Raw genomic sequence first — 22,519 nt, forward strand, 5'->3', positions numbered from 1 at the left:
ACGTTAGCTAATGGTCTATCGCATTAATTTTGCTGGGTAATATCATGTTCGGTTAAACACTTGTAATATAAATACCCCTCCCTAACCCTCCCCTTAGTAAGGGGAGGGTGCCGTTAGGCGGGTGGGGTAGAATTTGTGTATCGTAAGTAATGAGTCGAACATGATATAACACAATTATTAGAATTAAAAAAAACAGAAAATTATCACAAGAAATTGAAAAATCATAAGGCAATATTGAACATATGACTGCTTCTCAAAATAATGAAATCGAAACAATTAAGAAAGAACTATCAAAGCAAATTTATAAGGTTTCACATCAGACAGGGTCGTTTAAGCTGCGTTCAGGACGGATAGCAGACGAATACTTTGATAAGTATCAATTTGAAGCAGACCCCGTCTTACTTGATTCTATTGTCCGGCAAATGGTTAATCTTATTCCAACTGATACTGAGGTACTTGCAGGTCTTGAACTTGGTGGCATTCCAATTGTGGTGCTATTATCGCATTACTCTGGATTACCCACCGCTTTTGTCCGAAAAGAAGCCAAAAAATATGGCACTGCTCGTTTAACGGAGGGTACTCATATTGGGGATCGAAAAGTGCTGATAGTCGAAGATGTGGTCTCCTCTGGTGGTCAAATTGCAATTTCAGCTAGCCAACTGCGTCAACTTGGCGCTCAAATTAATTGTGCCCTTTGTGTTATAGATCGACAGGAAGGTGCTGTTGAGACACTCCTAGATGCAGGTATTGCACTCGTTTCTTTGCTAAAGCGCGATGATTTCCGGGGGAAAGTTTAGAGAGCCTAGAAATGGCGATTAATTATTACCAAGCTGCTTTACAAGTCTACAACCATGAAGTATTGCCTGAAGAATGGGCAAAAACGCTGTTTATGCTGGGGATTGCTTATATAGAAAGAATCTGAGGAGATAAAGCACAAGATTTGGAAGTAGCGATCGCACCAAAAGGGAGCAGCTTTACTCGAAAAGGCAATGACAGCCATTCAGGCAAGGGTGGAAATTGAACAAGCGGAGAGCGCTACTCAAAACTTTCTCCGCCAGAAACAAGAAAGTGATAAAGTGCGCGATCGCCCAACTCCTAATTACAGCAGATTGCAACAAGTTGTAAGGGCGAACAGCCGTATGCCTCCTTCGTCGGCACGCTCCGCGAACGCCCCTACCCATACGTACTTCATTTACTTGGAAAATGCTGTATTTTAAAAAATGTAAAATACATATTGCGCTTTTGCTGTGTTTGTGAATTAAACGTCTGCTAGCAGTTTTTCGTAGTTTTGCTAATTGCAGAAACATCCATACGAGAATCATTATTGAATTGTGGATCGTATTGGCTAAAGTTTTCTATAATACATTTTATGCACACGTGTGCATAAAATGTAAGTCAAATATAGCGAATGAGTAAACGAAGAATTTCCATAGAAGATATTGCCCGAAGAGCAGGGGTTTCTCATACCACGGTTTCACGCGCTTTGCGAGATAGCCCTCTCATTAGCCCCCAGGTACGAGAGGAAATTAAGAAAATAGCGCGGGAAATGAACTATGTGCCCAATGCTGTTGCTCAAAGCCTGCAAACTCAACGCACTCATACCATTGGGGTAGTCGTCACTTCAATAGCAGATCCCTTTTTTGCTGAGGTAGTAGAGGGAATCGAACAGGTAGCCAAATTGGTAGGCTTGAGTGTGTTGTTAAGTGCTTCACACCGGGATTTAGAGCAGGAAATAGCAGCCATTGATAGTTTTCATCGCCGCAGAGTAGACGGTATCTTGGTAGCCGACTCGCGAATTAACAAACACCATACGACGCAAGTTGCACAAATTGCTGTGCCAACAGTTTTTCTGAATAGCCAGACTGACGACCAACCTGAAATGTTTCACTTTATTGCAATAGACGACTGCTTGGGTGCTCGATTGGCTGTGGAGCATTTAGTCAGTCTCGGGCATACCTCTATTGGTTACTTGGGTGTTGGCGATCGCAGTTGGTCAAACCAGCAGCGCCTAAAAGGATATCGAATGGCTTTGACTGAAGCTGGTTTACCACAAATGACAGATTGGGTGGCAATGAATGATGAAGACCGTGCAAGAACAAACGATGTTGCGACCGGTCACCGGCTGCTATCTAAACTATTTACTGCTGGGGTAACTGGTATCTTTTGTTATAACGATATGGTAGCAGTGGGCGCTCTGTTAGCCTGCCATGAGCTAGGTATTTCGGTACCACAAGATTTAAGCCTGGTTGGATTTGATGGTATTGCTTTGTCCGGTTACGTTACGCCGCCCCTCACGACAGTTTGTCAGCCCATGTTGGAACTTGGTCGCTCTGCCATGCAAATGTTACTCGATCTATTACAGAAAAAAACTGTGGAAAACCAGGTTGTATCTCCTTTCCTACTAAAGCGGGGAAGTAGTGCCCCACCAAGGAGCCATTAGGGTTGTGGTTGAAAGACGTGACGCCATTGGGGTGCATCGGTCTTCTTGCGATCGCAAACCCCATGCAAAAAAACTTAATACACGCTTTTGCACACGTGTGCAAAAATAAATCTATGCATTTTATGCACACCTGTGCATTATGGACTATATCAATAGAACAATGGACGAACACGATCGCCAAATCTTGAAATGGGTAAAGTTACTCAATCCTTACGACTTGTATTCAAAAAAACCCCAATCCTCCAAATTGGCAAGCACTGAGACCATACTACAAAGATTTATTGGCTCAATATTTATCTCCAACCTTAAGATTCTAGCTATCTTGGGTAACTTACAGATAACTGAATAGTCGTCAAATGAGAAGTTGAGTTTGCTTAAAGTTGTGTAATGTAATGATATAAGGCTTCTTTTGCTAAGCAAATATAACAACTTAGAAGAATTGACAACTTTCTTTGGGTAAATTTTTAAAACAAGGTAGAAAGATTTTCCCAAAAGGGACTGCAATCCGGATTCATACCTACTAGAATCCTATCAAAAATTTACCATGCTGTTAAATTTTGTAAATGCATTTTAATTCTTGCCTGTTGAAGTAGTTAAATTGAAGCTAAGATAAGGATTGCTTAGTTTTCGCCAGTACTCTAATAGAAAAAGATTGAATTAAATAGAGATGGGATAACTTTCTTTGTTTAGTAAAAATCCTTCTATAGAGTTAGTTTATTGTTGTTATGAGGCAAGATAAACTAATAGTAAAATAAAAAAAGGCATTTTTTTAGAAAAAAAGGTTTGAGCAGTTTTAGTTAAATGGTTTTTTCAAGCCATGCACTCTTAAATCCGGGATTGCAGATAAATAATGTGATTCTACGATGTACTGCAGTGCTCATAATTTTGCTTCAATACACGCAAAATCTAATTTAGTGGAAAATAAAAGAACTAACTCAAATTACGTTACCTTATAAGACGCTTGAGAGGGGTTGAAATTGCAAAGGCTAGCAGTGCCACTAGGTTAGGGCTGGAACTCTCAGACCTAGTTTAGATTGTGATGGAAAAAAACCTGAATTATCTAAAATTCTGTGTCGAGTCAAGCGGATCGGCTGAGATGACCTCACTAGCTACGACAGCTGGTAGGTAACAAAATTGAATGACTACTAGGAGAAAGATGAATGTGAAAAGGATTGCGATTGCAGGTAGTATATTAAGTATTATCAGTAGTGCTCTTGTAGGCTGCACAAATGCCTCTCCAAATGAAGATACTGCCACTAACACTGATACCAATACAGCTACTAACGTAAGTACACAAACCCAGGATAGCGATCGCCCAGCAAAATTACGTTCTGTCGGTGTCACCGTTGGCGATTTAAGCAACCCCTTTTTCGTGCTAATGGGACAGGGCGCGGAGAAAGAAGCGAAGCAAATTGGGGGTAATGATGTCAAAGTTACCGTCGTTTCCAGTGGCTATGACCTGAACCAACAAACCAACCAAATCGAAAATTTCGTTGCTGCTGATACTGACATAATTATCCTAAATGCTGCTGACAGTAAAGGAATTGCACCAGCAGTTGAGAAAGCAAGACAAGCAGGAAAAGTTGTTATTGCCGTAGATACAGGCGTTGATACAGAGGTGGATGCTACGGTTACCACGAATAATCTGCAAGCCGGAGAGGTTGCTTGCCAATATATTGCCTCTCGCCTCAAAGGAAAAGGCAACTTAGTCATCGTCAACGGTCCTCCGGTAACCTCAGTCATTCAGCGAGTTAATGGCTGCGAAAAAGTATTGTCCAAATATCCCAATATAAAAATACTCTCTAAAGACCAGAACGCAGAGGGAAGCCGGGATGGTGGGCTTAGAGTGATGAGCGATCTGCTAACAACCTTTCCCAAGATAGATGCAGTCTTTGCCATTAACGATCCGAGTGGTGTAGGCGTAGACCTCGCAGCTAGCCAAGCAAAACGCAAAGACTTTTTCATTGTTGGGGTCGATGGTGCGCCAGAAGCAATCGATGCGATCGCATCCAAAAACAGTCTATATGCTGCAACTGCAACTCAAAATCCAAGAGGGATGACTCAAAAAGCAGTTCAGGTCGGCAACAACATCCTGCATGGCAAAAAACCCAGCAATCCCAACATTCTGATTCCAGTCGAGTTAATCACCCGAGACAACGTCAGCACCTTCAAAGGCTGGTAAGTCATAAAAATTGTGTAATTTTTTTGCAGTCTCTACTTATGACAACAAATACTGAACCCTTCTTTCCTCATGCATCAACTGCCAGCCCCGTGTTGGAAATGCAAGGGATTACAAAACGATTTCATGGTGTACCTGCTCTCCAAAATGTCAATCTCACAATTTATCCGGGAGAAGTTCATGCCCTCATGGGTGAGAACGGGGCAGGCAAAAGTACATTGATGAAAATCCTAGCTGGGGCTCACATTGCCGATGAAGGAGAGATTCGTATCAATGGTCAACCTGTGAAAATTAGCGATCCGGGTACAGCACGCAAAGCGGGTATTAATCTCATTTATCAAGAACTGAATGTCGCACCCAATTTAACCGTTGCCGAAAATATTTTTATGGGCAGCGAGTTGCGTCGGGGTCAATTTTTAGACCGCAAAGGTATGCAACTTGACGCACAGCGAGTGTTGGAAAGCCTCGGAGCCAGTTTTGCAGCCAATGATGTAGTGAGTAACCTATCCATCGCCGAACAGCAGGTGGTGGAAATTGCGCGGGCGCTGAAGGACAAAAGCCGCGTTTTGGTTATGGATGAGCCAACAGCCGCACTATCCGATCGCGAAACTGAGCGTTTGTTTGAGGTCATTCGCAAACTGCGGAAAGACGGCATTGCCATTATCTACATCTCTAATACTAGGAGCAAAGAACAGTGTAGGATAAAAGCTTATTAGCGAGAGGTATGTAGAAGTCTCTTGAAAAAATTTACCCTTCGTATCAGCCTTCTAGACTACTAAAAAAATTAATTACTACAAATCAACACCTGAACCTTAAAGCTTTCAACTAAACCTAACCTCTAACTAAAGAATGACATTGGTGTTAAGTTAGTTGGTTCTCGCGTAACAGTTTACTTCCAGTCAGTCCGAAAAGTAAACCTCACATGGGTTACTACGTATTAAGTAGGTAGGCAAAATTAAACAGAACTATATAAACTTATGTAAAGTGCCGTAAATGCTTTAAAAAAATAAGCTTTTGAGCCAATTTACATTTCTTAATCCAGTTATGTTTTTTAGCACCCACCTACCTAGAACTAGAGAAAGCAGATAGTTATATTCAAGTAATCTGTACGCTTCATCATTGATAATGACTCAAAAGAAGGTCGTCTATACCGTGTTTGCCGACTTGCAACAGCATCACAACATCCGAAATTAAAGGCTTTAGCTTGGGAAATCCTTTCATGACTGGGATGCAGTTATACCGAATGAATACTTGCAACATCTATCACCGATGTGCTGAGAGCATATCAACCTGATTGGTGACTGTTCCTAATTCCCCCATGCATTGCTGGTAACGGTAGTGTGTGAAGCGGGGAATAAAGCCTAAGGAAGCACCAAGCCACAGGGTGCAACCGGGCAAAGGAAAGATTGGATGGGTGAATGCAAATGAACCCTCAATGAGGCGTCGCAAGAAAAGGTCACTGAAATGACTGATACGGTGAGATCGAGTAAATGCACTGAATGCCCCGAAACCATTCAGTAAAAGGTTCAACTCCCCAATTTGCTTGAACCAGGACACCAAATACTCCGGCGTAGAGAGGGCACCCTATCCGATTAAATCTCATCTGTGCGTAACGTGGTAACCCCTATGGAGTCTGGGGTCTGTATATTCCCAGTCAGCAACCTGCAAGGGAAGCTTAATTCTCCAGAGGGTATTGGATCTTATAGAAACTGAATTTCCAGTAGAAAAAATCAGTTGGTTTAAAGTTATTCAAGAAATTTTAGAAATTTTAGCTTCAGAAACAACAAATAACTTGAAGCCAGGAAATGATTTTCAAGAAAAAAAAGCACAAGACTACGGTGCAAAAATTAAAATTATAGTAAAAGCTATTTTATGGGAATCATTTCTTTTCCAGCAACTTTAGAGAAGCGACCATACTTGTAATAAGCTGCACAAGCACCTTCAGAAGACACCATGCAAGTCCCAATGGGTGTTTCTGGAGTGCAAGCTGTACCAAATACTTTGCATTGCCAGGGCTTCAAAACTCCTTTGAGAATTTCTCCACACTGACAGGCTTTATGGTCAGCAACTTTGAGATTGGGAATAGCAAATTTTAATTCTGTGTCAAATTCAACATATTCAGTACGAATTTTTAAGCCAGAATAGGGAATATCACCTAACCCCCGCCACTCAAAACTGTCTCGCACTTCAAAAACTTCGTTCATCGCTGCTTTTGCAAGTTGGTTCCCCGTTTTCTCTACCAAGCGATTATATTGATTTTCTACTTCACAACGATTTTCTACTATTTGTTGCAACAGCATCCAAATTGATTGGAAAATGTCTAAAGGTTCAAATCCTGAAATAACAATAGGTTTATTATACTCTTGACAAATAAACTGATAAGGGTCAGTACCAATAACCATACTGACATGACCGGGACCGATAAAACCATCAAGTTGTAAATCTGGATTATCTAATAGTGCTTTCAGGGCAGGAACCACAAGGACGTGATTGCAAAACATACTAAAGTTATTCACTTTTTCGGCTGCTGCTTGCAGGATAGTCAAAGCTGTACTGGGGGCGGTTGTCTCAAAGCCTAAAGCGAAGAAGATAATTTCTTTACCGGGGTTTTCTTTAGCAATTTGCAAGCTATCTAGAGGAGAGTAAACCATGCGAATATCTGCACCTTTTGCTTTGGCTTGCAGCAGGTTCATTTTGGAACCGGGAACTCGCATTGTGTCCCCAAAGGTTGTGAAAATCACATTGGGATGTAGGGAGAGAGAAATGGCATCATCTAATCTTCCTCTTGGCATTACGCAAACGGGACAACCAGGACCGTGAATTAATTCAATGGTCTCGGGTAAGATGTCTTCTATACCATATTTAAAAATGGAATGTGTATGCCCGCCACACACTTCCATAATTTTGAGGGGCTTTTTTAACTGTTGGGATAATTTCTCAATTTCCTTGAGTAAAGCATTAGCTTTTTTCGGTTCTCGAAATTCATCAACGTATTTCATAGGGGTTAGTAGTTAGTAGTTAGTAGTTAGTAGTTAGTAGTTAGTGGTTGGTGGTTAACCAATGTTTGCAATTTCTTCCAAGAGTTGCATTGTTTCGGCTGCTTGTTGTTCGTTAATTCTATTCATGGCAAAGCCAACATGAACAAGTACCCAATCTCCCACACAAGATTCTATTGGGTGCTGTTCGTCAACAATACAAGCAATATTGACTTGGCGCTTTACACCACCAACGCTGACAATCGCTAACTTTTTCTCAATGTCAGTTATTTCTGTAATTTGACCGGGGATTCCCAAACACATTTGTATTTTCCTTATTTTTGTAGGGTGGGCATTGCCCACCGTTGTTGTTGATTGGTGGGCGGTGCCCACTTTACTTTTGTGAAGAAGCAGTCATTGTTGATTGGTGGGCGGTGCCCACCCTACTTCTGTAAAGTTGTTGATTGGTGGGCGGTGCCCACCCTACTTCTACTGTAAGGAGAGAGGTTTGGAGTTCTCCCCCCCTTCCCTTATAGGGAAGGGGGTTGGGGGGTTAGGTCAGAGGTTAATTTTTCCACATGGCGTGAAAATTCAGATTGTTGATTGCTGGGCATTGCCCACCCTACTTTTGTAAAGAAGCAGCTGCAATGACAGCTTGACCTAGTGATAAACCACCATCATTTGGTGGCACTAAACTATGACTGAGTACTTTAATATCTAATGCTTGTAATTGTTTGGTAACTAGTTCTAACAAAATACGATTTTGAAATACTCCTCCACTCAGAGCAACACAATCTATAATATTTTCTTGGCAAAGTATTTTAACCATTTCTACAATAATATTAGCTAGGGCTTTGTGAAATTTAGCTGCTATGACTGATGGAAAAGTTGGCTGTTGTAAATCCTTTAGTAGGGCTTGCCACATGGAATGTGAATTGATAAAGTAAAGATTATCTAAAATTTCAATTTGGAAAGAATAATTGAGTCCTTCAGGATTGTTTAAAGTAGCGCGATCGCATAATGCTTCCATTTCAATAGCTGCTTGTCCTTCATAACTACATCTGTCTCGGCAAATACCAATTGCAGCAGCTACTGCATCAAATAAACGTCCGACTGAAGAAGCAAGAGGAGAGTTAATTTCTTTCTCCATAACTTGATTGAGAAGATTCAGTGGCTTTTGTTCAAGAAATTTTACGATTTCTAAACTGCCGTATTCTTGTTTTATCTCTTCCCAAGAAAAGGCAGATGTCAGGTGAGCATAGGTGTTACGCCAAGGTTCTTTAACTGCTTGGAGTCCACCAATCATTACCACAGGCTTAAATGTTGCAAGTCTTTTAAAATGGCGGTAATTTGTTAAAAGAAATTCTCCCCCCCAGAGTGTTCTGTCATCGCCATAACCCAATCCGTCAAGGGCGATACCTAAAACAGGGGGAGAATTCAACGGTACACCATTTTCTGCCATGCAAGCGGCGATGTGAGCGTGATGGTGTTGAATGTGAAGTAAGGGCACAGTAGTACTGTGCCCACCTTGATGACTATATGCAAGTTCTTTACCAAGTTTTGTCGATAAATATTCAGGATGAAGATCGACGGCGATCGCTTCTGGTTTATACTCGAACAGATTCAGGTATAAATTGAGCGTATCCTGATAAGCCTGGAAAGCCACTGCATTTTCTAAATCTCCCAAATGTTGGGATAGGATAGCTTTTCTGTCTTGCAATAGACAAAAGGTATTTTTCAACTCACTGCCCATTGCTAAAATTTTTGGAACACTATGAAATCCTGGTGGTAAATGGATAGGTGCCGGTGCATAGCCTCGAGCACGACGAACAATTTGCACTTTATTGCCTACAACCCTCACTACTGAATCATCGATCCGGTTAACAATTTCCCGATTGTGGAACAGAAAATAATCAGCAATTTTCCCCAACTGTTTGTATGCTTCATTGTTGTCGATACACTGTGGTTCATCAGAAAAATTGCCACTTGTTAAGACAATCGGACGGTTCATCCGCGCAAGAATGAGGTGGTGCAGCGGGGTATAAGGAAGCATAAAGCCAAGGGTTCTTTGCCCTAGTGCTACAGAAGACGCTATGCTGCGATGGTAGTGGGTTTTTTTTTCGCTCCCCAATTTTCCATCTTGGTGACTCTTCCACTTCCTCTTTCACCCTCATCAGCTGCTTTGACTTCAAGCAACACAATAGGTGCGGCAGGGCTTTCAAGTAATTCTCTTTCTTTTGTAGTGGGGGTGCAGTATTCTTCAATGACAGCCATATCTCGTGCCATCAAAGCCAAAGGCTTATGATACCGTCCCTTGCGCTGACGCAGTTTTTGCACGGCAGTTTCTTGGGTTGCATCACAAGCAAGGTGAAATCCTCCTAAACCCTTAATAGCCACAATTTCACCTTTTTGCAGTAAAGTACAGACAGAATCAATATCGTCTAGCATAGAAAACATAGAACTTGTTATTGGGTTACCATCAGAACGTTCTAACCAAGCATGAGGACCACAGACGTGGCATGCCACAGGTTGTGCGTGAAAGCGGCGGTTGTTAACATCCTTATACTCCCTTTCACAATTCGGACACATATCAAAAGCATCCATGCTCGTATTGCTACGGTCATAAGGAATAGCGCGAATAATACTCAAGCGCGGTCCACAATGAGTGCAATTGGTGAAGGGATAGCGATACCAACGGCTGAAGGGATCGAGAGTTTCTGCTTTGCATTGCGGACAAGTAGCAGCATCAGGGGCAATTTCTGTCTTTACCCCGTCACTCACACTGCCAGAAATCACAAAGTCGTCAAAGTGAAGTTCGCCTTGATAACGCTTGCGCGTTAATACATTAATTTTTGCTAATGGTGGGCATTCTTTCTGTAATTTGTGGACAAATTTATCTATTGATTCTTGGCTTCCACAAACCCGAATCAAGACTCCTTGACCGTCATTCAGAACTTCTCCACGCAAAGCGAAGGCTTTTGCAAGGCGATACACCGTAGGTCGAAATCCAACTCCTTGAACTGTGCCGCAAATTCTAATTTCTTCAAAATTCATAGTTGAAGCGCCATAACATAATTCGGTTGTTTCCTGAGTCCGCGATAACCGCAGTATTGCCACATATGTTGACTCCATAACACCAATTCAGACTGTCTCGTGTTGGCAATCCATAATTGCGATTTTCACCTTTACTTTGAAAATCCAATTGTCCGGCGATCGCATGACTTGCAGCCCCTTGTAAAGTCATTATTGACTCGAGCTGTTTCCATCCCAACAACCGGGAATTAGCAGTATCTGCCACTAACAACCACTTCCCCACAGAAGCTACACCATAAGGCATACTCAGACTCTGAGCGCTGGGAAAATAAGCCCCTTGATTCATTTCAACTGAATCAAAAGTTTTTTGTCCTAACACCACTGCACAAGGAGCATTGTTTTCTGTTGGCATTCCCTGCCAAATCATGACCCGATTGTTACCCGCATCTGTGACAACGAGATTGTCTCCCCAAAAAGTGATATCGTGGCACCAACGCATACTGGATGCTGAAGCAGTACCACCACCATTTTCATTCCGAGAAACCATGTCTGGTTGTCCTAATACTAGATCGGCAGACTGACCGTTTTCTTCGGGGATTTGATACCAAATTAAAACTCGTCGGTTTCCTGTATCAGCAACAAAAAGCCGTCCCTGATGATAAAAGACTCCATAACACCAATTCAGAGTGTGGGCTGCGGCTTCTTGGTATCCCCGATTTGGTTCGTTATCAGTAAAGTTAGCTTGACCTAATACTATATCTGCTGGAACATTGTTATCTTCTGGTAACGTCCTCCAAATTAAAACGCGATGGTTCCAAGCATCTGCGACTGCCAATCCTTCCCCACAAGCACAAATACCAGTTGGAACACTGAGGGTTGCCCTTCCAGGCGTACCTTTAGCATTTTGTCCTTCATGGTTAAAGTCTGGCTGTCCGATAACCCAATCAGCGGGTTGACCATCTTGAGTAGGTCTGTTGCGCCATCCCAACAAACGATGATGCCCTGTATCAGATACCCACAACGGGCCTGTTTCCGATATCAAACAGGCACCACGAGGTCCAAACATTTCTCTACGACTGGGGGCTACAGGCATTGCTAATTGCCCTGGTTCCAGGTTCTTTCCCAGAAGAACTTCTGCACCTTCCAGGGAAAGAGATAATCTGTTGGCAAGTTCTGTTGTTTTTTGTTTGTTTGTTGGTGCTATCACTTACTTCAACTTCAAATCTTTTAGCAAAAACGGCATAATTAAGCCAGTCACAAAACTAGATATCGTGACTGTTATCCAGAGACTCACTTTAGCTTGTGCAAGTAAGAACAGCATGAGTGAACTTATGACAATGCCAATTGAAGTTTGCCTTACAAAATACATAGGATCGCGCAATAGCTTTCCTTTAAAAAATAATCTAGCGGTAAACCATCCTATTTCTAACATGAATCCTCCTAAAAACTTCTTAATAAATCCAGTACTATCAGCGCTAAAACAACTCCAGGAATTGCACCAGCCGGACCAAATAATCCACCAAGTAGCGCAGAAAACTGATATCCGATATCGCGTCCGGCTAAAATCATCCCTCCAATAGCACCGCCAACCATAGATATGGCTGCTGTTACCAAAAACCAAACAAATCCTGTTGTTAGATTTAAGTCACCAGCCATTAAACTTGTGAATACTTCTTTTACCCAAGGATTAGTCAAAATGTCTGTCATTATGCCATGTTCTCCTTTATGTGGTTGATGGTTAATGGTTAATGCTTAGTTGTTAGTGGTTTTACCAATAGCTACTAACTACTAACTCTTTTCCTAACTCTCCCCAATTTCCCGCAACATATCAGCTACCATCTGGGCTTGTTCTATCTGTCCGTGTTGAGTAAAAATTTCCAACGCTTCTTGATAGTAAGCACGCGATTGTGCAAGATTTTGAGGGTTCCCAGATTCTGGTTTGTCTGGAAAGTCGGGTAAATTTAATAGGGCGTTAGCTTTATTAGAAATTGTGTTAGCATACTCAAGAGGTGTGTCTTTGCGATCGCGCACTTTTAACGCTTCGTCATAGGCCCTAACAGCCCGTAAAATATTCTCTAAGGGATGAGCACTCGGTAAATATTGCAGAGCATTACCGAGATTGTTATGCAACATCGCGTATTCTCTAGGATGGTCAATGAGTCGGATATGTTTCAGCGCTTCCTCAAAGGTTTGCACTGCTAACCCTTGGCGCAAGTATTCCCGTTCCGATGTTACGGACATGGAGAGGTAAGCGATCGCAATATTGTTGTATAAAATTGCATATTCTTGGGGATACTTCTGACAAGTGAACACTTGCAATGCCTTTTGGTAAGCTTGGATGCTATCAGTTGTCCGTGCTAAGTTAAACGGCACAAGTGACTGTAACACCAACCCTAAATTCATATGGGCTTCTGCTACTTCCTCTGGTAAAGCAAGTTGCTGCAAAATTAGAATCGCCTCTTCTAATTGTTCTTTTGCTTCTAACAGCAATTGCGCCCCAATATCAGGAATCGCTTTTAAAGTACTTGCCATTCCTGCCTTCGCCCTAGCTTTCCACAGCAGATACTCCTCACCACACAAATCACATGCTTGGTTGTATAAAGACACGGCATTCCATAAATCTTGAGCCGTTTTTGGCTTCTTTTGAAAGCCCTGCGCCATCTCAATCAGCATCTGGATTTTTTCCTGTGCCGTGGCTGGTGAAGAGGCAATAACAGCCATCGCTGCCTTTACTGCTGAATCTGTTATGCTAGAGATCATAAATAATTCAAGATTCCAAAAATTGACAAAATAAGGATAAAGTATGAAGGATGAAGGATGAAAAATGGGTTGATAGATGGATACAAGCCGCTTAATTTATTGATGGCGTTTTCCTTGTATTTTATGCTTCATCTTGCAGTTGACAGAAAGGAAATGTGTAACAGCCTATACCGTTTCTTAGTGAAGTAGGAAACAAGTAGAAAATTGAAATTTTCAGCACTTTCGTTACACATAAAAGAAACACTATTTCCCCTACAACTTGATATTTGTAGATAACAGGACGTGTTTCTTGAGAGTTTACGCAAATAAATCCCCGAGCATAGAGCTTTCTCTTCTTGAATAAGTCCCCTGAGTCGCCTCTAAACTTGGGCGATGAAGAGAGCTTAGTGATTCTATCGCCAAGGCTGTTCAAGAAAAGTCTAATGAATGCTTCTTGGATTCCCTGAGGCGATTTGCTTCAAATATAAAACACTTTATCTGTAAAAAGATAGAAGTTGTGCCTCAATATTCATTATATTATATTATTTTTTTAAAATCTTATAATATTTTGATATTTAAGAGAAAAATTAGAACCTGAATTTTTCACAACTCATAAAAGTTCTTCAACCAATTATATATATTTTTCGTATTTAAATTACTAATTATTTTGAAACATAATTAAATAAAGTTATAAAGATGCAGTTTTGATAGTTATATTATTGAAAAATCAGTATGGGCAGGCTATTGCCGTACCCATACATTAAGGTGAAATTATGTAAGAATATCATTTTTCACATATTAGCTTTCGCTTCAAAAAAAATGTGTTACTCGGAAAACTTTTTTGTTCTATTTTGAAGATATTTTTAGCTAAAAATTAAAAATTTGTGTAAGAAATAAACAATTGAATCAAAAAATACATGATATTAAATAAAGAGTAAAGTATGAAGGATGCAAAACATTAGAAAAATGATATCAGCTAACAATTTTGAGGAACTTGTACTTAATGCAGAATGAAGTATAAATTCTTCAGGTTTTATCCTTCATACTTTATATACTTTTTTGATTGCCTGAATTGTGCTGGATAAACAATAGAGAAAAGATAGCAGATGACTAATTTACTATGGCTGCAGGGTGGTGCTTGTTCGGGCAACACCATGTCATTTCTCAATGCTGAAGAACCCACAGTCTGCGACTTAATTACTGACTTTGGTATTAATATACTTTGGCACCCATCTTTAGGATTGGAGCTAGGTGCAAATTTGCAGACAATGCTGTGGGAATGTCTCTTGGGTAAAATTCCTTTAGACATTTTAGTCTTTGAAGGTACAGTAGTAAATGCTCCCAACGGGACAGGAGAATGGAACCGTTTTGCCGAGCGCCCTATGAAAGACTGGTTGAGCGACCTATCACAAGTTGCCAATTATGTTGTAGCAGTAGGTGACTGCGCCAGTTGGGGAGGAATACCCGCAATACCACCCAATCCAAGCGAATCTACAGGATTGCAATATCTCAAACGTCAAGAAGGAGGCTTCTTAGGCAAAGAATTTCGGTCAAAATCGGGATTACCCGTCATCAATATTCCTGGATGTCCAGCTCATCCCGATTGGATTACTCAAATATTAGTTGCGATCGCCACAAATCGACTGGGCGATATAGTTCTTGACGAACTACATCGTCCGCAAACCTTTTTCAACACTTACACTCAAACAGGCTGCACCCGCAATATCCACTTTGCCTACAAAGCATCAACCAGTGAATTTGGTCAGCGTAAAGGATGCTTGTTTTATGACTTAGGATGTCGCGGACCAATGACCCACTCTTCTTGCAACCGTATCTTGTGGAACAGAGTTTCGTCCAAAACTCGTGCTGGGATGCCTTGTTTGGGCTGTACCGAACCTGAATTTCCCTTCTACGACCTCAAACCGGGAACCGTCTTTAAAACACAAACTGTCATGGGAGTTCCTAAAGACTTGCCAACAGGGGTCAACAAAAAAGATTACGCCCTACTCACCATTGTCTCGAAAGACACGATGCCAGAGTGGGCAGAAGAGGACTTTTTTACAGTGTAGTCATTGGTTTGTCATTTGTAAAACCACAAAGGACAAAGGACAAAAGACAAAGGACAAAAGACAAAGGACAAACATGGGAATTCAAACATTAGACATATCGCCAGTCGGGAGAGTTGAAGGCGATTTAGATGTTCGTGTAGAAATAGAAGATGGACAAGTTGTCAATGCTTGGACCCATGCCGAACTCTTCCGAGGATTTGAAGTTATTCTCAGAGGCAAAGATCCTCAGGCTGGATTAATTGTCACACCTCGTGTCTGCGGTAAAGCGGCTTTGAGTTGTCCGTAGATAGTAGCAGTAAATCCATCAATATTGTGGATATATATACCCGTTAGAAAACGGTGAATGAGAGCTAAGTTACTTTCCTTGCGTTGAGAACGTTCTGCCATGTCTATCAGTTCGCCTTGAACGATGGCACAGCTTGTAATCACAGAATTTTCTACTTCCAAAAGGCGATAAAGCACATTAGCATTACCAAGTATTGCTTGGCTACAGTGATTTGTATCTAACAGGTACATTATTCAAAAGGGTTTTCGTCATCAAATTTGGCTTTGCCGCGAGTAACATAAACTAGCTCAAGACATTCTTGTAAATCATCACCTTCCCATTTACCAATTGTTTTTAAATGTTCGAGCAGTGAGCGACCTGTGGAATTTACTGTAGTGTTAACGGGAGAATCTGCCACTTCAGAAACTAGCTGTGCTTGGGTTTCCTTGGTTTTCAAAAAGCGTAAAAAGTCTAGCGTTTCAGTCAGAATGGTATCTGAGGAGGATTCAATTTCTTGGAGAAGCAATTCTTTGATAGTCATAGTGGGTATCTCCTCTACTGCATGGGAAATGCACGAATAGCTGCATCAGTCTTTCTTTTTCATTATCGCAATAGTTTCTTTGAGCGTTACTATAATGCCTTTAAGGCTTCTGCCCATTACCATCGAATATCCGCCGTAGTGAGGCACTGCCCACCATTATCGAATATCCGCGCCATAGTAAGTACGATTTAGCGTTAAGCGAAGCTCTGCCGTAGATAATCGCCATTATTGATGGTATGGAAAATAGAGCTATACAAGGTCAGTACCAAGTCGAGCGTTTTACATTTAATTAGGTTGAGCTACTTATCAGGGAACTTACTTGGGAATCACACAGACTGGTTGTACTGTTACGATCGCAAAAGAGTGAGATACCCAAAGCCAGAAGAAAGGTTGACAGCAGCCGAACAACGCACTCAAAGATTTGCACAAGAGTTGCGAAGGCTAGGGGGTAGCTCTGGATACTTTGAATTAAATTTTGTTTCAACATTCATAATGATTAGTTATTTCCGCAAATGGTGGGCATTGTTCATTGCTAGTACTCTTTTGGTTATCATTTCTGGGGCGATCGCTCATGGTCATCTACCATTTGTAGTAAATTCTAGCCTTGCGGTTCAAAACACTTTTACAAGGTCTCAAACCTTTAATTTCTATAATGTTCTCACTTCAACAGGAGCCGACCCCTGGGTGTATAAACACACAGATGGCTACTATTACATGACCTACTTAACAAATCAAAATATTACAATTTGGCGGTCTTTGACACTTTCAGGTATTGCCGGGGGAGAAAGAAAAACAGTTTGGACACCACCAAAGTCAGGACCAAATAGTCGGAATATATGGGCACCCGAATTACATTTCATAAATGGAAAGTGGTACATATATTACAGTGCTGATGATGGGAACAATCCCAACCATAGAATGTTTGTCCTTGAAAATGCAAGCTCCGATCCATTTCGAGGAAATTTTGTGGATCGAGGCAAGATATATGACCAAAAAAATGATAAATGGGCAATTGATGGCACGGTATTAACTGTAAGTGGGAAAAGATACTTTATTTGGTCTGGATGGGAAGGTGACAATAACGTACAACAGAACTTGTATATTGCACCCATGAGCAATCCAACTACACTCAGTGGTTCGCGAGTTAAGATTTCAAGCCCAACTTATGGATGGGAATCTTTTGGCAGCCCTCCAACTGTGAATGAAGGACCACAGGTTATTATTAAAGACAAAACTATTAATCTCGTGTACTCTGCCAGTGCAGGTTGGACTAATAATTATTCTTTGGGTTTATTAACAGCAAAAGTTGGCAGTAACCTCCTATCTCCCGCTTCTTGGCGTAAATATAAAGAGCCAGTGTTTCAAACCAATAATGGCGTGGTGAGTCCCGGACATAGCAGCTTTGTGAAATCTCCCAATAACAAAGAAGACTGGATTGTTTATCATGCAGCCAACTATCTAGCAGCTGGGTGGAATCGACATATAAGAGCTCAACGATTTGGATGGAACCGCGATGGGACTCCTAACTTTGGTTCTCCAGTACCTGTGAACTCTGCCATTGCTCTACCAGGTGGAGAACCTCCACGCGATCGCTATCAGGCTGAAGATGCTCGCGTGACTGGTGTTGCTAAAAAATTACCCACCGCAAACGCATCAAACAACGCAAAAGTTGGTTACATTAATACCCCACAGAGCAACGTAGAGTTTCGCGTTCGGGTACAAAAGCGGGGACTCTACAATATGTCAGTAAGATTTGGAAATGGAAGCGAAGGTGGGAAGCAAGCTAGCCACAAATTATTTATTAATGGAAAACAAATGCCAGCAATGAGATACGTGTGGACGGGATGGGACAACTGGCTAAACACCATTACCCGAGTACAGTTAAATGCTGGAATCAACGCGATTCGCTTTAGCAAGGGCGAAAATACTGCCGAGATTGATTGTATTGATATTTTTCCCCTTCAGTAAACCTGGTTTGTAGTTGCGCTTTAGCGCTCTTAGGAATTTCCAAAATTCTCCCGGAATGTGGTATGGGCGTCCCCGCCCGTTTTATATAAGTTGCGGGCGAGACGCCCGCACCACAAGAAATATTTGGAGACTTTGTTATTTGAAAGCTTTAAAGCATTATTCTCTCGATGCTTTCTGGATTAGTTGTCAAGTTCCAGTGATGTGTATCGTTTTATTAAGATAATTGATTTTTTCACCAAAACAATTGGCTATAACAGACACAGAGACTTTAGACGAAGTTCTTGAGTGTTTAGCAGAAAACTTCGCAACCGAAACGCAGGGGGCACTAAGGGAATTTTTTATGGAAGGGCAAGATATCTAAGCGATCGCCAAAGTTTTCAGCATTGCATTAATACTTAAACTAACATTGCAGTGGCGAAGCCGCATCTAAACCAATTGTGCCAGTTGCGTCAGTCCTGTTTAATTTCACTAGTAGTAAAATATTCACGATATCTGTAAGCCGCATTCTGTCTGCATCTTGGGACTTGGAGATTTTTTTATGTGTTGGCATTTTGCGGCTAATTCTGTGACACTACAGGATGCGTAATAATGAGTATTGTTTTTTTAGCTGAGAAATACCATTATTTTGTATTAAAAATACTTTTAGTACAATACGTGCGGGGACTTCTCTATGCCTATGGAAGCTTACGCTATATTAGACGGTGGCGGGGTTAAGGGTGCTGCGCTGGTAGGATGTCTTCAGGCAGCAGAAGTTGGTGGCATTAAGTTTATAGGCTACGGCGGTACATCAGCAGGAAGTATTGTAGCTTTACTTGCTAGCGTTGGATATTCCCCAGAACAAATCAGAGAGATAATGATTGAGGAAATTAATTTTAATGATTTTTTGGATGGTGCTGACAATAACTTAGAGCGGTTCAAAAAAATTCCTCAAGGATTTATCACTTCTTTTTTTAAGACTGTCTTTTTATGGCAAAATAAAGATTTAATTGACAATCTTAATCAAAATTTAGGACTATGCGTTGCCAAAACACTTACTAAATTTCTCCTAGAAAAAATCCAAAAAAGCCCAAAAGTAGAAAACAGTCATTCGGATTTAAAACAAAAAATCCAAAACGCAACAGATATTACTTTTCAAAATCTCAAAGATTTAGGATGTTTCCCTCTCAAAGTTGTTGCTTCCGATATTAAAAGGCATAAAGCTGTAATATATCCACAAAATGAAGAAAAAGAAGCTTTAAATTATTCTGTTATTAAAGCAGTACGGGCATCAATGTGTTTCCCGTTTGTTTTTACTCCAGTTTTATCTGAAAATGGTAATTATTTAGTAGATGGTGGTTTGAGTAGCAACTTGCCAATATTCCTGTTTGAGAAGGAGAGGTCTATTAACCGCAAACCAGTAATAGCATTTGATTTGTGTAATTCAGAAGATATCAGCCCTGCTCAGCCTAACAAATATCAGCTAGGTGAGTTTTTGGGTGATATGCTGGCAACTGTGCTAGAGTCAAGCGATGACTTACTAAGACAGGTGATAGATAATATTTATCATGTACCCATTCCTTTACCACAAGATATAGGTACACTTGATTTTTCAATTGATAAAGAGAAAAGAGAACGACTTTTTGATAGAGGATATCGTAAGGCTTCGGAGTTCATAGCAACTAATTTATTACCATGGAAACAAGTTGAAGAAAATACCGTTAAACGTTTGCAAGCCCTATATACTCCTCCGCGTCTGGTTCAACCTATACTAAAAACAGCTGTGAGAGAACTGGAAGAAAGGAAAACTCTCAGTAATTGTCGTTCTTATATTATGTTGTCAACTGACGAAGGTAAATTCGCTATCGTGTATCAATATGGTATGGATCACGATCCAGATATTGATTGGGAAATAGAAATGAAGAATGAAGGAGCTTGGTCAAATGCTTGGCTTCATCGAAAACCTGCTATTCAAAATCTTGAACATCTTAGAGAAAACCTTTCTGAATATAACATCACTCAAGCTCAAGTTAACAAAATACCAAAGGATAAAAAGACTACGATTGTTGTTCCCATATTTAACTGGAAAACAATTACGTTACTTACAGATGAACAATATGAAGAATTTCAAAATTTTCATTTTCACAAATTCCAAGGCATTATTGACCAATATGCTCTTATTGGACTTCTGTCTATAGATACCATCACTCAAACTCAGGATATATTTAATCCAAAGAGACTTAGAAATGTTTATCGCAGTATAATGGTAGGAGCTAGTATTCTATCAGGAATATTAAGATAGGGAATTTAGATTATGATAGATCCAAGCGGAATTAAACCATTAGATGAGTTGATAGTCAAAGAGGTTAAGCCTGGTGTACATATCATCGAAAATGCCTATGAAGGTGTCTACGACCATTTTGCTGAGCATTCCATGGCAATCAACTCTTCTGACACCTCTTCTCAATCAGGAAGTGATTGGGATGCACTTGACGAATTACAAGAATCGGTAAAAAAGGAGACTTCAAACCCCGGTGCAGTTGCACCCAAGGTTAATCAGACTAATCAGCCAAGAGAAGTTAAGCAATAATATTGAGAATGAGCAACTTGGATTGGGGTTTAAGTAATAAGGTAATATTTAGTACAACCCTTCTCTTTGAGTTAATAATGAGACGGGTAACTAACACTGAGGTTCATCTCCCCCAGATGGATGAACAGCACGACAAAAAGATTCGGGAGTTCGTGGACTCGAAAGGAGTAGAGGTTTACATAATTCTAGAGGGTTACGAAAAGATTTTAGCTCGGCTGAAGGAAATGAATGTTCCTGATGATAACTTGATTAAGTTTGATTCTCTTATTAAAAAGAAATTTAAAATAATAGATATAGATGAAGATATCAGGCAGAAAGCAGGGAAACTTGAGAGAAGATTTATCCGACGTTATAACTCTCAAAAAGAAGACTTGGAATCGTGGTTGGGATTGAAATGGTTGGAATTTTTATGGTTGACGCTAGAAATTGAGTGTGCTAAGCGTTTTGAATACCATATACTTACCCTCGATTCTCTACGCTCATGGAATGGTATCGACGATGTCTGTGATTGTGTGAAAACACCGTCTAGTGAAGAGCGCCTTTTAAACGAAAAGGGGCAATTTTTATGCAAGCGAATGGAGTTTGAGTCATATTATTGGAAATTAGAGCTTCAAGAGATCAAGCGAAGATCGTGGGAAATTTTCTATTCAGAATCGTTCAATAATGAATCCACGTTCGAGTTGGAATCGGACAATCCAACGACGAAGATGGGTGACGAGCTAACCCCCAAATCAACCCCCAACCCCGTCTACAACAACCCCCTATCCCCCGAAACTACAAAGATACTACAATATACTACAAAAAAAAAATGAGTTTTTATGTATACTTAAATACAGAAATAGAATTTCACCCCCAGACGAAAGAAGACTAGCACATAAAGCATTCTAGCCTTTCATAAAGATTTGTCATCATAAGCACTTTCTACGAATTCATAAGCATTTGGCGATTTTCGATACCTGGCACCATCGTTAAAAGAACAACTTCATCGCTATTTTCGGGTCATAACAATTAGCTAGTACAAACTTTTCAGCCACTGCTTGGACTTCTGTTGTTAAAGGTTCCCACTCTGCCCAAGGCAATCGCATCTGCCCTAGTGATGCCTTTTTCTTCTTCTCCTTCACCAGCTTGGGTAACAACTTACTTCCCCAGTGATAATTCTTCTCTGGTTTCGACTGAGGTTTATATTTCTTACAAAATCTCCTATATTTAGAAGCACATTCTTCTAACGATTTGCCCAAAGATAAAAACGCAGGATGCCACTCAGTTAACCCATCATCAGTTAACCTATCATACGTTCCGTAATTACTAAAATCATAAAAAAATCCTGACTGCATTCCCGATGCTTTGGGATTACAATGAATATATCTGAGGGTATTTAATGCTCTAGTATAATCAGTTTTATCAAAGCCACTGCTATGATATCTTTTCTCCCAAAAATGACCAGTTCTTTTGAGCATGCGATTAAAACACATCGCTGTATACCAATTTAACCAGTGCATGATTTTAGGGAGGTGTTCTGGTATAGTTGGCTCAATTAAATAGTGAACGTGATTTGACATTATGCACAAAGCATAAAGCTTAAAATTAAATTTGTTAATAGCTTTTTTGATAGCATACAAAAAAACCTCTCGGCATTCATGTCGGCTTAATTTAAACTCACGATTATTGCAACGAGTGGTGATGTGATAGCAAAAATTGGGTTGCAGGCTACGTTTAGGACGTGGCATAAGATGTTGATTTTTGG

General features: G+C 40.6%; 24 protein-coding genes and 2 pseudogenes. 13 read left to right on the forward strand and 13 right to left on the reverse strand.

Annotation, left to right across the window (positions count from 1 at the left end; genetic code table 11):
• Positions 1-242: 242 nt before the first annotated feature.
• From pyrE to ACYRY3_RS14815, 6 genes are all read left to right on the forward strand, one after another.
• Positions 243-797, forward strand: a complete 555-nt coding sequence (pyrE, locus tag ACYRY3_RS14790) for an orotate phosphoribosyltransferase (protein WP_460202404.1) — start codon at positions 243-245, stop codon at positions 795-797.
• A 192-nt stretch (positions 798-989) separates the two neighbouring features.
• Positions 990-1,217 (forward strand): hypothetical protein, encoded by a 228-nt coding sequence (locus ACYRY3_RS14795; protein WP_460202405.1) that lies wholly within the window; start codon positions 990-992, stop codon positions 1,215-1,217.
• Positions 1,218-1,408: 191 nt separating this feature from the next.
• Complete coding sequence (locus ACYRY3_RS14800; RefSeq protein ID WP_460202406.1) at positions 1,409-2,440, forward strand: LacI family DNA-binding transcriptional regulator; 1,032 nt, start codon at positions 1,409-1,411, stop codon at positions 2,438-2,440.
• A 139-nt stretch (positions 2,441-2,579) separates the two neighbouring features.
• A complete protein-coding gene (locus ACYRY3_RS14805) occupies positions 2,580-2,789 on the forward strand; it encodes an inositol oxygenase family protein (RefSeq protein ID WP_460202407.1) in 210 nt (69 codons plus the stop codon).
• 807 nt (positions 2,790-3,596) lie between these two features.
• Positions 3,597-4,622 carry an ABC transporter substrate-binding protein gene (locus ACYRY3_RS14810; protein ID WP_460202408.1) on the forward strand — a complete coding sequence of 342 codons (1,026 nt, stop codon included), beginning with the start codon at positions 3,597-3,599 and terminating at the stop codon, positions 4,620-4,622.
• 38 nt (positions 4,623-4,660) lie between these two features.
• Positions 4,661-5,335, forward strand: coding sequence for an ATP-binding cassette domain-containing protein (locus tag ACYRY3_RS14815; RefSeq protein ID WP_460202409.1), 675 nt, complete (start codon positions 4,661-4,663; stop codon positions 5,333-5,335).
• Between the two features lie 400 nt (positions 5,336-5,735).
• Here the strand turns inward: ACYRY3_RS14815 and ACYRY3_RS14820 are convergent, their stop codons facing one another.
• Complete coding sequence (locus ACYRY3_RS14820; protein ID WP_460202410.1) at positions 5,736-5,879, reverse strand: hypothetical protein; 144 nt, start codon at positions 5,877-5,879, stop codon at positions 5,736-5,738.
• Positions 5,880-5,882: 3 nt separating this feature from the next.
• A complete protein-coding gene (locus ACYRY3_RS14825) occupies positions 5,883-6,176 on the reverse strand; it encodes a hypothetical protein (RefSeq protein ID WP_460202411.1) in 294 nt (97 codons plus the stop codon).
• Between the two features lie 136 nt (positions 6,177-6,312).
• Between ACYRY3_RS14825 and ACYRY3_RS14830 the strand changes: the two genes are divergently transcribed.
• Positions 6,313-6,522: a hypothetical protein gene (locus ACYRY3_RS14830; protein WP_460202412.1), complete on the forward strand. Its 210-nt coding sequence runs from the start codon at positions 6,313-6,315 to the stop codon at positions 6,520-6,522.
• On the opposite strand, the gene hypD is transcribed toward ACYRY3_RS14830, so the two are convergent.
• The 7 genes and pseudogenes from hypD to ACYRY3_RS14865 form a co-directional block, all read right to left on the reverse strand.
• Positions 6,485-7,618 carry a hydrogenase formation protein HypD gene (gene hypD, locus ACYRY3_RS14835; RefSeq protein ID WP_460202413.1) on the reverse strand — a complete coding sequence of 378 codons (1,134 nt, stop codon included), beginning with the start codon at positions 7,616-7,618 and terminating at the stop codon, positions 6,485-6,487. The genes ACYRY3_RS14830 and hypD overlap by 38 nt on opposite strands.
• 54 nt (positions 7,619-7,672) lie before the next feature.
• Positions 7,673-7,918, reverse strand: coding sequence for a HypC/HybG/HupF family hydrogenase formation chaperone (locus tag ACYRY3_RS14840; RefSeq protein ID WP_460202414.1), 246 nt, complete (start codon positions 7,916-7,918; stop codon positions 7,673-7,675).
• 298 nt (positions 7,919-8,216) lie between these two features.
• Positions 8,217-10,648 (reverse strand): annotated as a pseudogene (locus tag ACYRY3_RS14845) (carbamoyltransferase HypF).
• A complete protein-coding gene (locus ACYRY3_RS14850; protein WP_460202415.1) occupies positions 10,638-11,834 on the reverse strand; it encodes an NHL repeat-containing protein in 1,197 nt (398 codons plus the stop codon). The pseudogene ACYRY3_RS14845 and the gene ACYRY3_RS14850 overlap by 11 nt, the downstream one beginning before the upstream one ends.
• The gene (locus ACYRY3_RS14855) at positions 11,835-12,059 is read right to left on the reverse strand and encodes a hypothetical protein (protein WP_460202416.1); all 225 of its coding nucleotides are present in this window, start codon (positions 12,057-12,059) and stop codon (positions 11,835-11,837) included.
• An 8-nt stretch (positions 12,060-12,067) separates the two neighbouring features.
• A complete protein-coding gene (locus tag ACYRY3_RS14860) occupies positions 12,068-12,334 on the reverse strand; it encodes a hypothetical protein (protein ID WP_460202417.1) in 267 nt (88 codons plus the stop codon).
• Between the two features lie 93 nt (positions 12,335-12,427).
• Positions 12,428-13,387: a hypothetical protein gene (locus ACYRY3_RS14865; RefSeq protein ID WP_460202418.1), complete on the reverse strand. Its 960-nt coding sequence runs from the start codon at positions 13,385-13,387 to the stop codon at positions 12,428-12,430.
• 1,085 nt (positions 13,388-14,472) lie between these two features.
• Between ACYRY3_RS14865 and ACYRY3_RS14870 the strand changes: the two genes are divergently transcribed.
• Together ACYRY3_RS14870 and ACYRY3_RS14875 are read left to right on the forward strand one after the other, a co-directional pair.
• The gene (locus tag ACYRY3_RS14870; protein WP_460202419.1) at positions 14,473-15,435 is read left to right on the forward strand and encodes an NADH-quinone oxidoreductase subunit B family protein; all 963 of its coding nucleotides are present in this window, start codon (positions 14,473-14,475) and stop codon (positions 15,433-15,435) included.
• 73 nt (positions 15,436-15,508) lie between these two features.
• A pseudogene (locus tag ACYRY3_RS14875) lies at positions 15,509-15,697 on the forward strand (nickel-dependent hydrogenase large subunit); the annotation flags it as partial.
• On the opposite strand, the gene ACYRY3_RS14880 reads toward ACYRY3_RS14875, so the two are convergent.
• Together ACYRY3_RS14880 and ACYRY3_RS14885 are read right to left on the reverse strand one after the other, a co-directional pair.
• Positions 15,661-15,951 carry a type II toxin-antitoxin system VapC family toxin gene (locus ACYRY3_RS14880; RefSeq protein ID WP_460202420.1) on the reverse strand — a complete coding sequence of 97 codons (291 nt, stop codon included), beginning with the start codon at positions 15,949-15,951 and terminating at the stop codon, positions 15,661-15,663. The pseudogene ACYRY3_RS14875 and the gene ACYRY3_RS14880 overlap by 37 nt on opposite strands.
• Positions 15,951-16,241 (reverse strand): DUF2281 domain-containing protein, encoded by a 291-nt coding sequence (locus ACYRY3_RS14885; RefSeq protein ID WP_460202421.1) that lies wholly within the window; start codon positions 16,239-16,241, stop codon positions 15,951-15,953. Before ACYRY3_RS14885 ends, ACYRY3_RS14880 begins: the two co-directional genes overlap by 1 nt.
• A gap of 294 nt (positions 16,242-16,535) precedes the next feature.
• Between ACYRY3_RS14885 and ACYRY3_RS14890 the strand changes: the two genes are divergently transcribed.
• Positions 16,536-18,209: a family 43 glycosylhydrolase gene (locus ACYRY3_RS14890; protein ID WP_460202422.1), complete on the forward strand. Its 1,674-nt coding sequence runs from the start codon at positions 16,536-16,538 to the stop codon at positions 18,207-18,209.
• Positions 18,210-18,609: 400 nt separating this feature from the next.
• Here ACYRY3_RS14890 and ACYRY3_RS14895 read toward each other — a convergent pair whose 3' ends face one another.
• Entirely contained in the window at positions 18,610-18,759 is a 150-nt protein-coding gene (locus ACYRY3_RS14895; RefSeq protein WP_460202423.1) for a hypothetical protein, read from the reverse strand.
• Between the two features lie 120 nt (positions 18,760-18,879).
• Between ACYRY3_RS14895 and ACYRY3_RS14900 the strand changes: the two genes are divergently transcribed.
• From ACYRY3_RS14900 to ACYRY3_RS14910, 3 genes are all read left to right on the forward strand, one after another.
• Positions 18,880-20,487, forward strand: coding sequence for a patatin-like phospholipase family protein (locus ACYRY3_RS14900; RefSeq protein WP_460202424.1), 1,608 nt, complete (start codon positions 18,880-18,882; stop codon positions 20,485-20,487).
• A 12-nt stretch (positions 20,488-20,499) separates the two neighbouring features.
• The gene (locus ACYRY3_RS14905; RefSeq protein ID WP_460202425.1) at positions 20,500-20,775 is read left to right on the forward strand and encodes a hypothetical protein; all 276 of its coding nucleotides are present in this window, start codon (positions 20,500-20,502) and stop codon (positions 20,773-20,775) included.
• 77 nt (positions 20,776-20,852) lie between these two features.
• On the forward strand, positions 20,853-21,587 hold the full coding sequence (locus ACYRY3_RS14910) for a hypothetical protein (RefSeq protein ID WP_460202426.1): 735 nt from the start codon (positions 20,853-20,855) through the stop codon (positions 21,585-21,587).
• A gap of 156 nt (positions 21,588-21,743) precedes the next feature.
• Here ACYRY3_RS14910 and ACYRY3_RS14915 read toward each other — a convergent pair whose 3' ends face one another.
• A complete protein-coding gene (locus ACYRY3_RS14915; RefSeq protein WP_460202427.1) occupies positions 21,744-22,502 on the reverse strand; it encodes a transposase in 759 nt (252 codons plus the stop codon).
• Between the last annotated feature and the right edge of the window lie 17 nt (positions 22,503-22,519).

The organism is Scytonema sp. NUACC21 (assembly GCF_054684315.1).

What these genes read in the sequence shown, in the direction of transcription:
- pyrE (WP_460202404.1), top strand. Translation starts at nt 243, where the DNA reads ATGACTGCTTCTCAAAATAATGAAATCGAAACAATTAAGAAAGAACTA.
- ACYRY3_RS14795 (WP_460202405.1), top strand. Translation starts at nt 990, where the DNA reads ATGACAGCCATTCAGGCAAGGGTGGAAATTGAACAAGCGGAGAGCGCT.
- ACYRY3_RS14800 (WP_460202406.1), top strand. Translation starts at nt 1,409, where the DNA reads ATGAGTAAACGAAGAATTTCCATAGAAGATATTGCCCGAAGAGCAGGG.
- ACYRY3_RS14805 (WP_460202407.1), top strand. Translation starts at nt 2,580, where the DNA reads ATGGACTATATCAATAGAACAATGGACGAACACGATCGCCAAATCTTG.
- ACYRY3_RS14810 (WP_460202408.1), top strand. Translation starts at nt 3,597, where the DNA reads ATGAATGTGAAAAGGATTGCGATTGCAGGTAGTATATTAAGTATTATC.
- ACYRY3_RS14815 (WP_460202409.1), top strand. Translation starts at nt 4,661, where the DNA reads ATGACAACAAATACTGAACCCTTCTTTCCTCATGCATCAACTGCCAGC.
- ACYRY3_RS14820 (WP_460202410.1), bottom strand. Translation starts at nt 5,879, where the DNA reads ATGTTGCAAGTATTCATTCGGTATAACTGCATCCCAGTCATGAAAGGA.
- hypD (WP_460202413.1), bottom strand. Translation starts at nt 7,618, where the DNA reads ATGAAATACGTTGATGAATTTCGAGAACCGAAAAAAGCTAATGCTTTA.
- ACYRY3_RS14840 (WP_460202414.1), bottom strand. Translation starts at nt 7,918, where the DNA reads ATGTGTTTGGGAATCCCCGGTCAAATTACAGAAATAACTGACATTGAG.
- ACYRY3_RS14855 (WP_460202416.1), bottom strand. Translation starts at nt 12,059, where the DNA reads ATGTTAGAAATAGGATGGTTTACCGCTAGATTATTTTTTAAAGGAAAG.
- ACYRY3_RS14860 (WP_460202417.1), bottom strand. Translation starts at nt 12,334, where the DNA reads ATGACAGACATTTTGACTAATCCTTGGGTAAAAGAAGTATTCACAAGT.
- ACYRY3_RS14865 (WP_460202418.1), bottom strand. Translation starts at nt 13,387, where the DNA reads ATGATCTCTAGCATAACAGATTCAGCAGTAAAGGCAGCGATGGCTGTT.
- ACYRY3_RS14870 (WP_460202419.1), top strand. Translation starts at nt 14,473, where the DNA reads ATGACTAATTTACTATGGCTGCAGGGTGGTGCTTGTTCGGGCAACACC.
- ACYRY3_RS14880 (WP_460202420.1), bottom strand. Translation starts at nt 15,951, where the DNA reads ATGTACCTGTTAGATACAAATCACTGTAGCCAAGCAATACTTGGTAAT.
- ACYRY3_RS14885 (WP_460202421.1), bottom strand. Translation starts at nt 16,241, where the DNA reads ATGACTATCAAAGAATTGCTTCTCCAAGAAATTGAATCCTCCTCAGAT.
- ACYRY3_RS14895 (WP_460202423.1), bottom strand. Translation starts at nt 18,759, where the DNA reads ATGCCAACACATAAAAAAATCTCCAAGTCCCAAGATGCAGACAGAATG.
- ACYRY3_RS14900 (WP_460202424.1), top strand. Translation starts at nt 18,880, where the DNA reads ATGCCTATGGAAGCTTACGCTATATTAGACGGTGGCGGGGTTAAGGGT.
- ACYRY3_RS14905 (WP_460202425.1), top strand. Translation starts at nt 20,500, where the DNA reads ATGATAGATCCAAGCGGAATTAAACCATTAGATGAGTTGATAGTCAAA.
- ACYRY3_RS14910 (WP_460202426.1), top strand. Translation starts at nt 20,853, where the DNA reads ATGAGACGGGTAACTAACACTGAGGTTCATCTCCCCCAGATGGATGAA.
- ACYRY3_RS14915 (WP_460202427.1), bottom strand. Translation starts at nt 22,502, where the DNA reads ATGCCACGTCCTAAACGTAGCCTGCAACCCAATTTTTGCTATCACATC.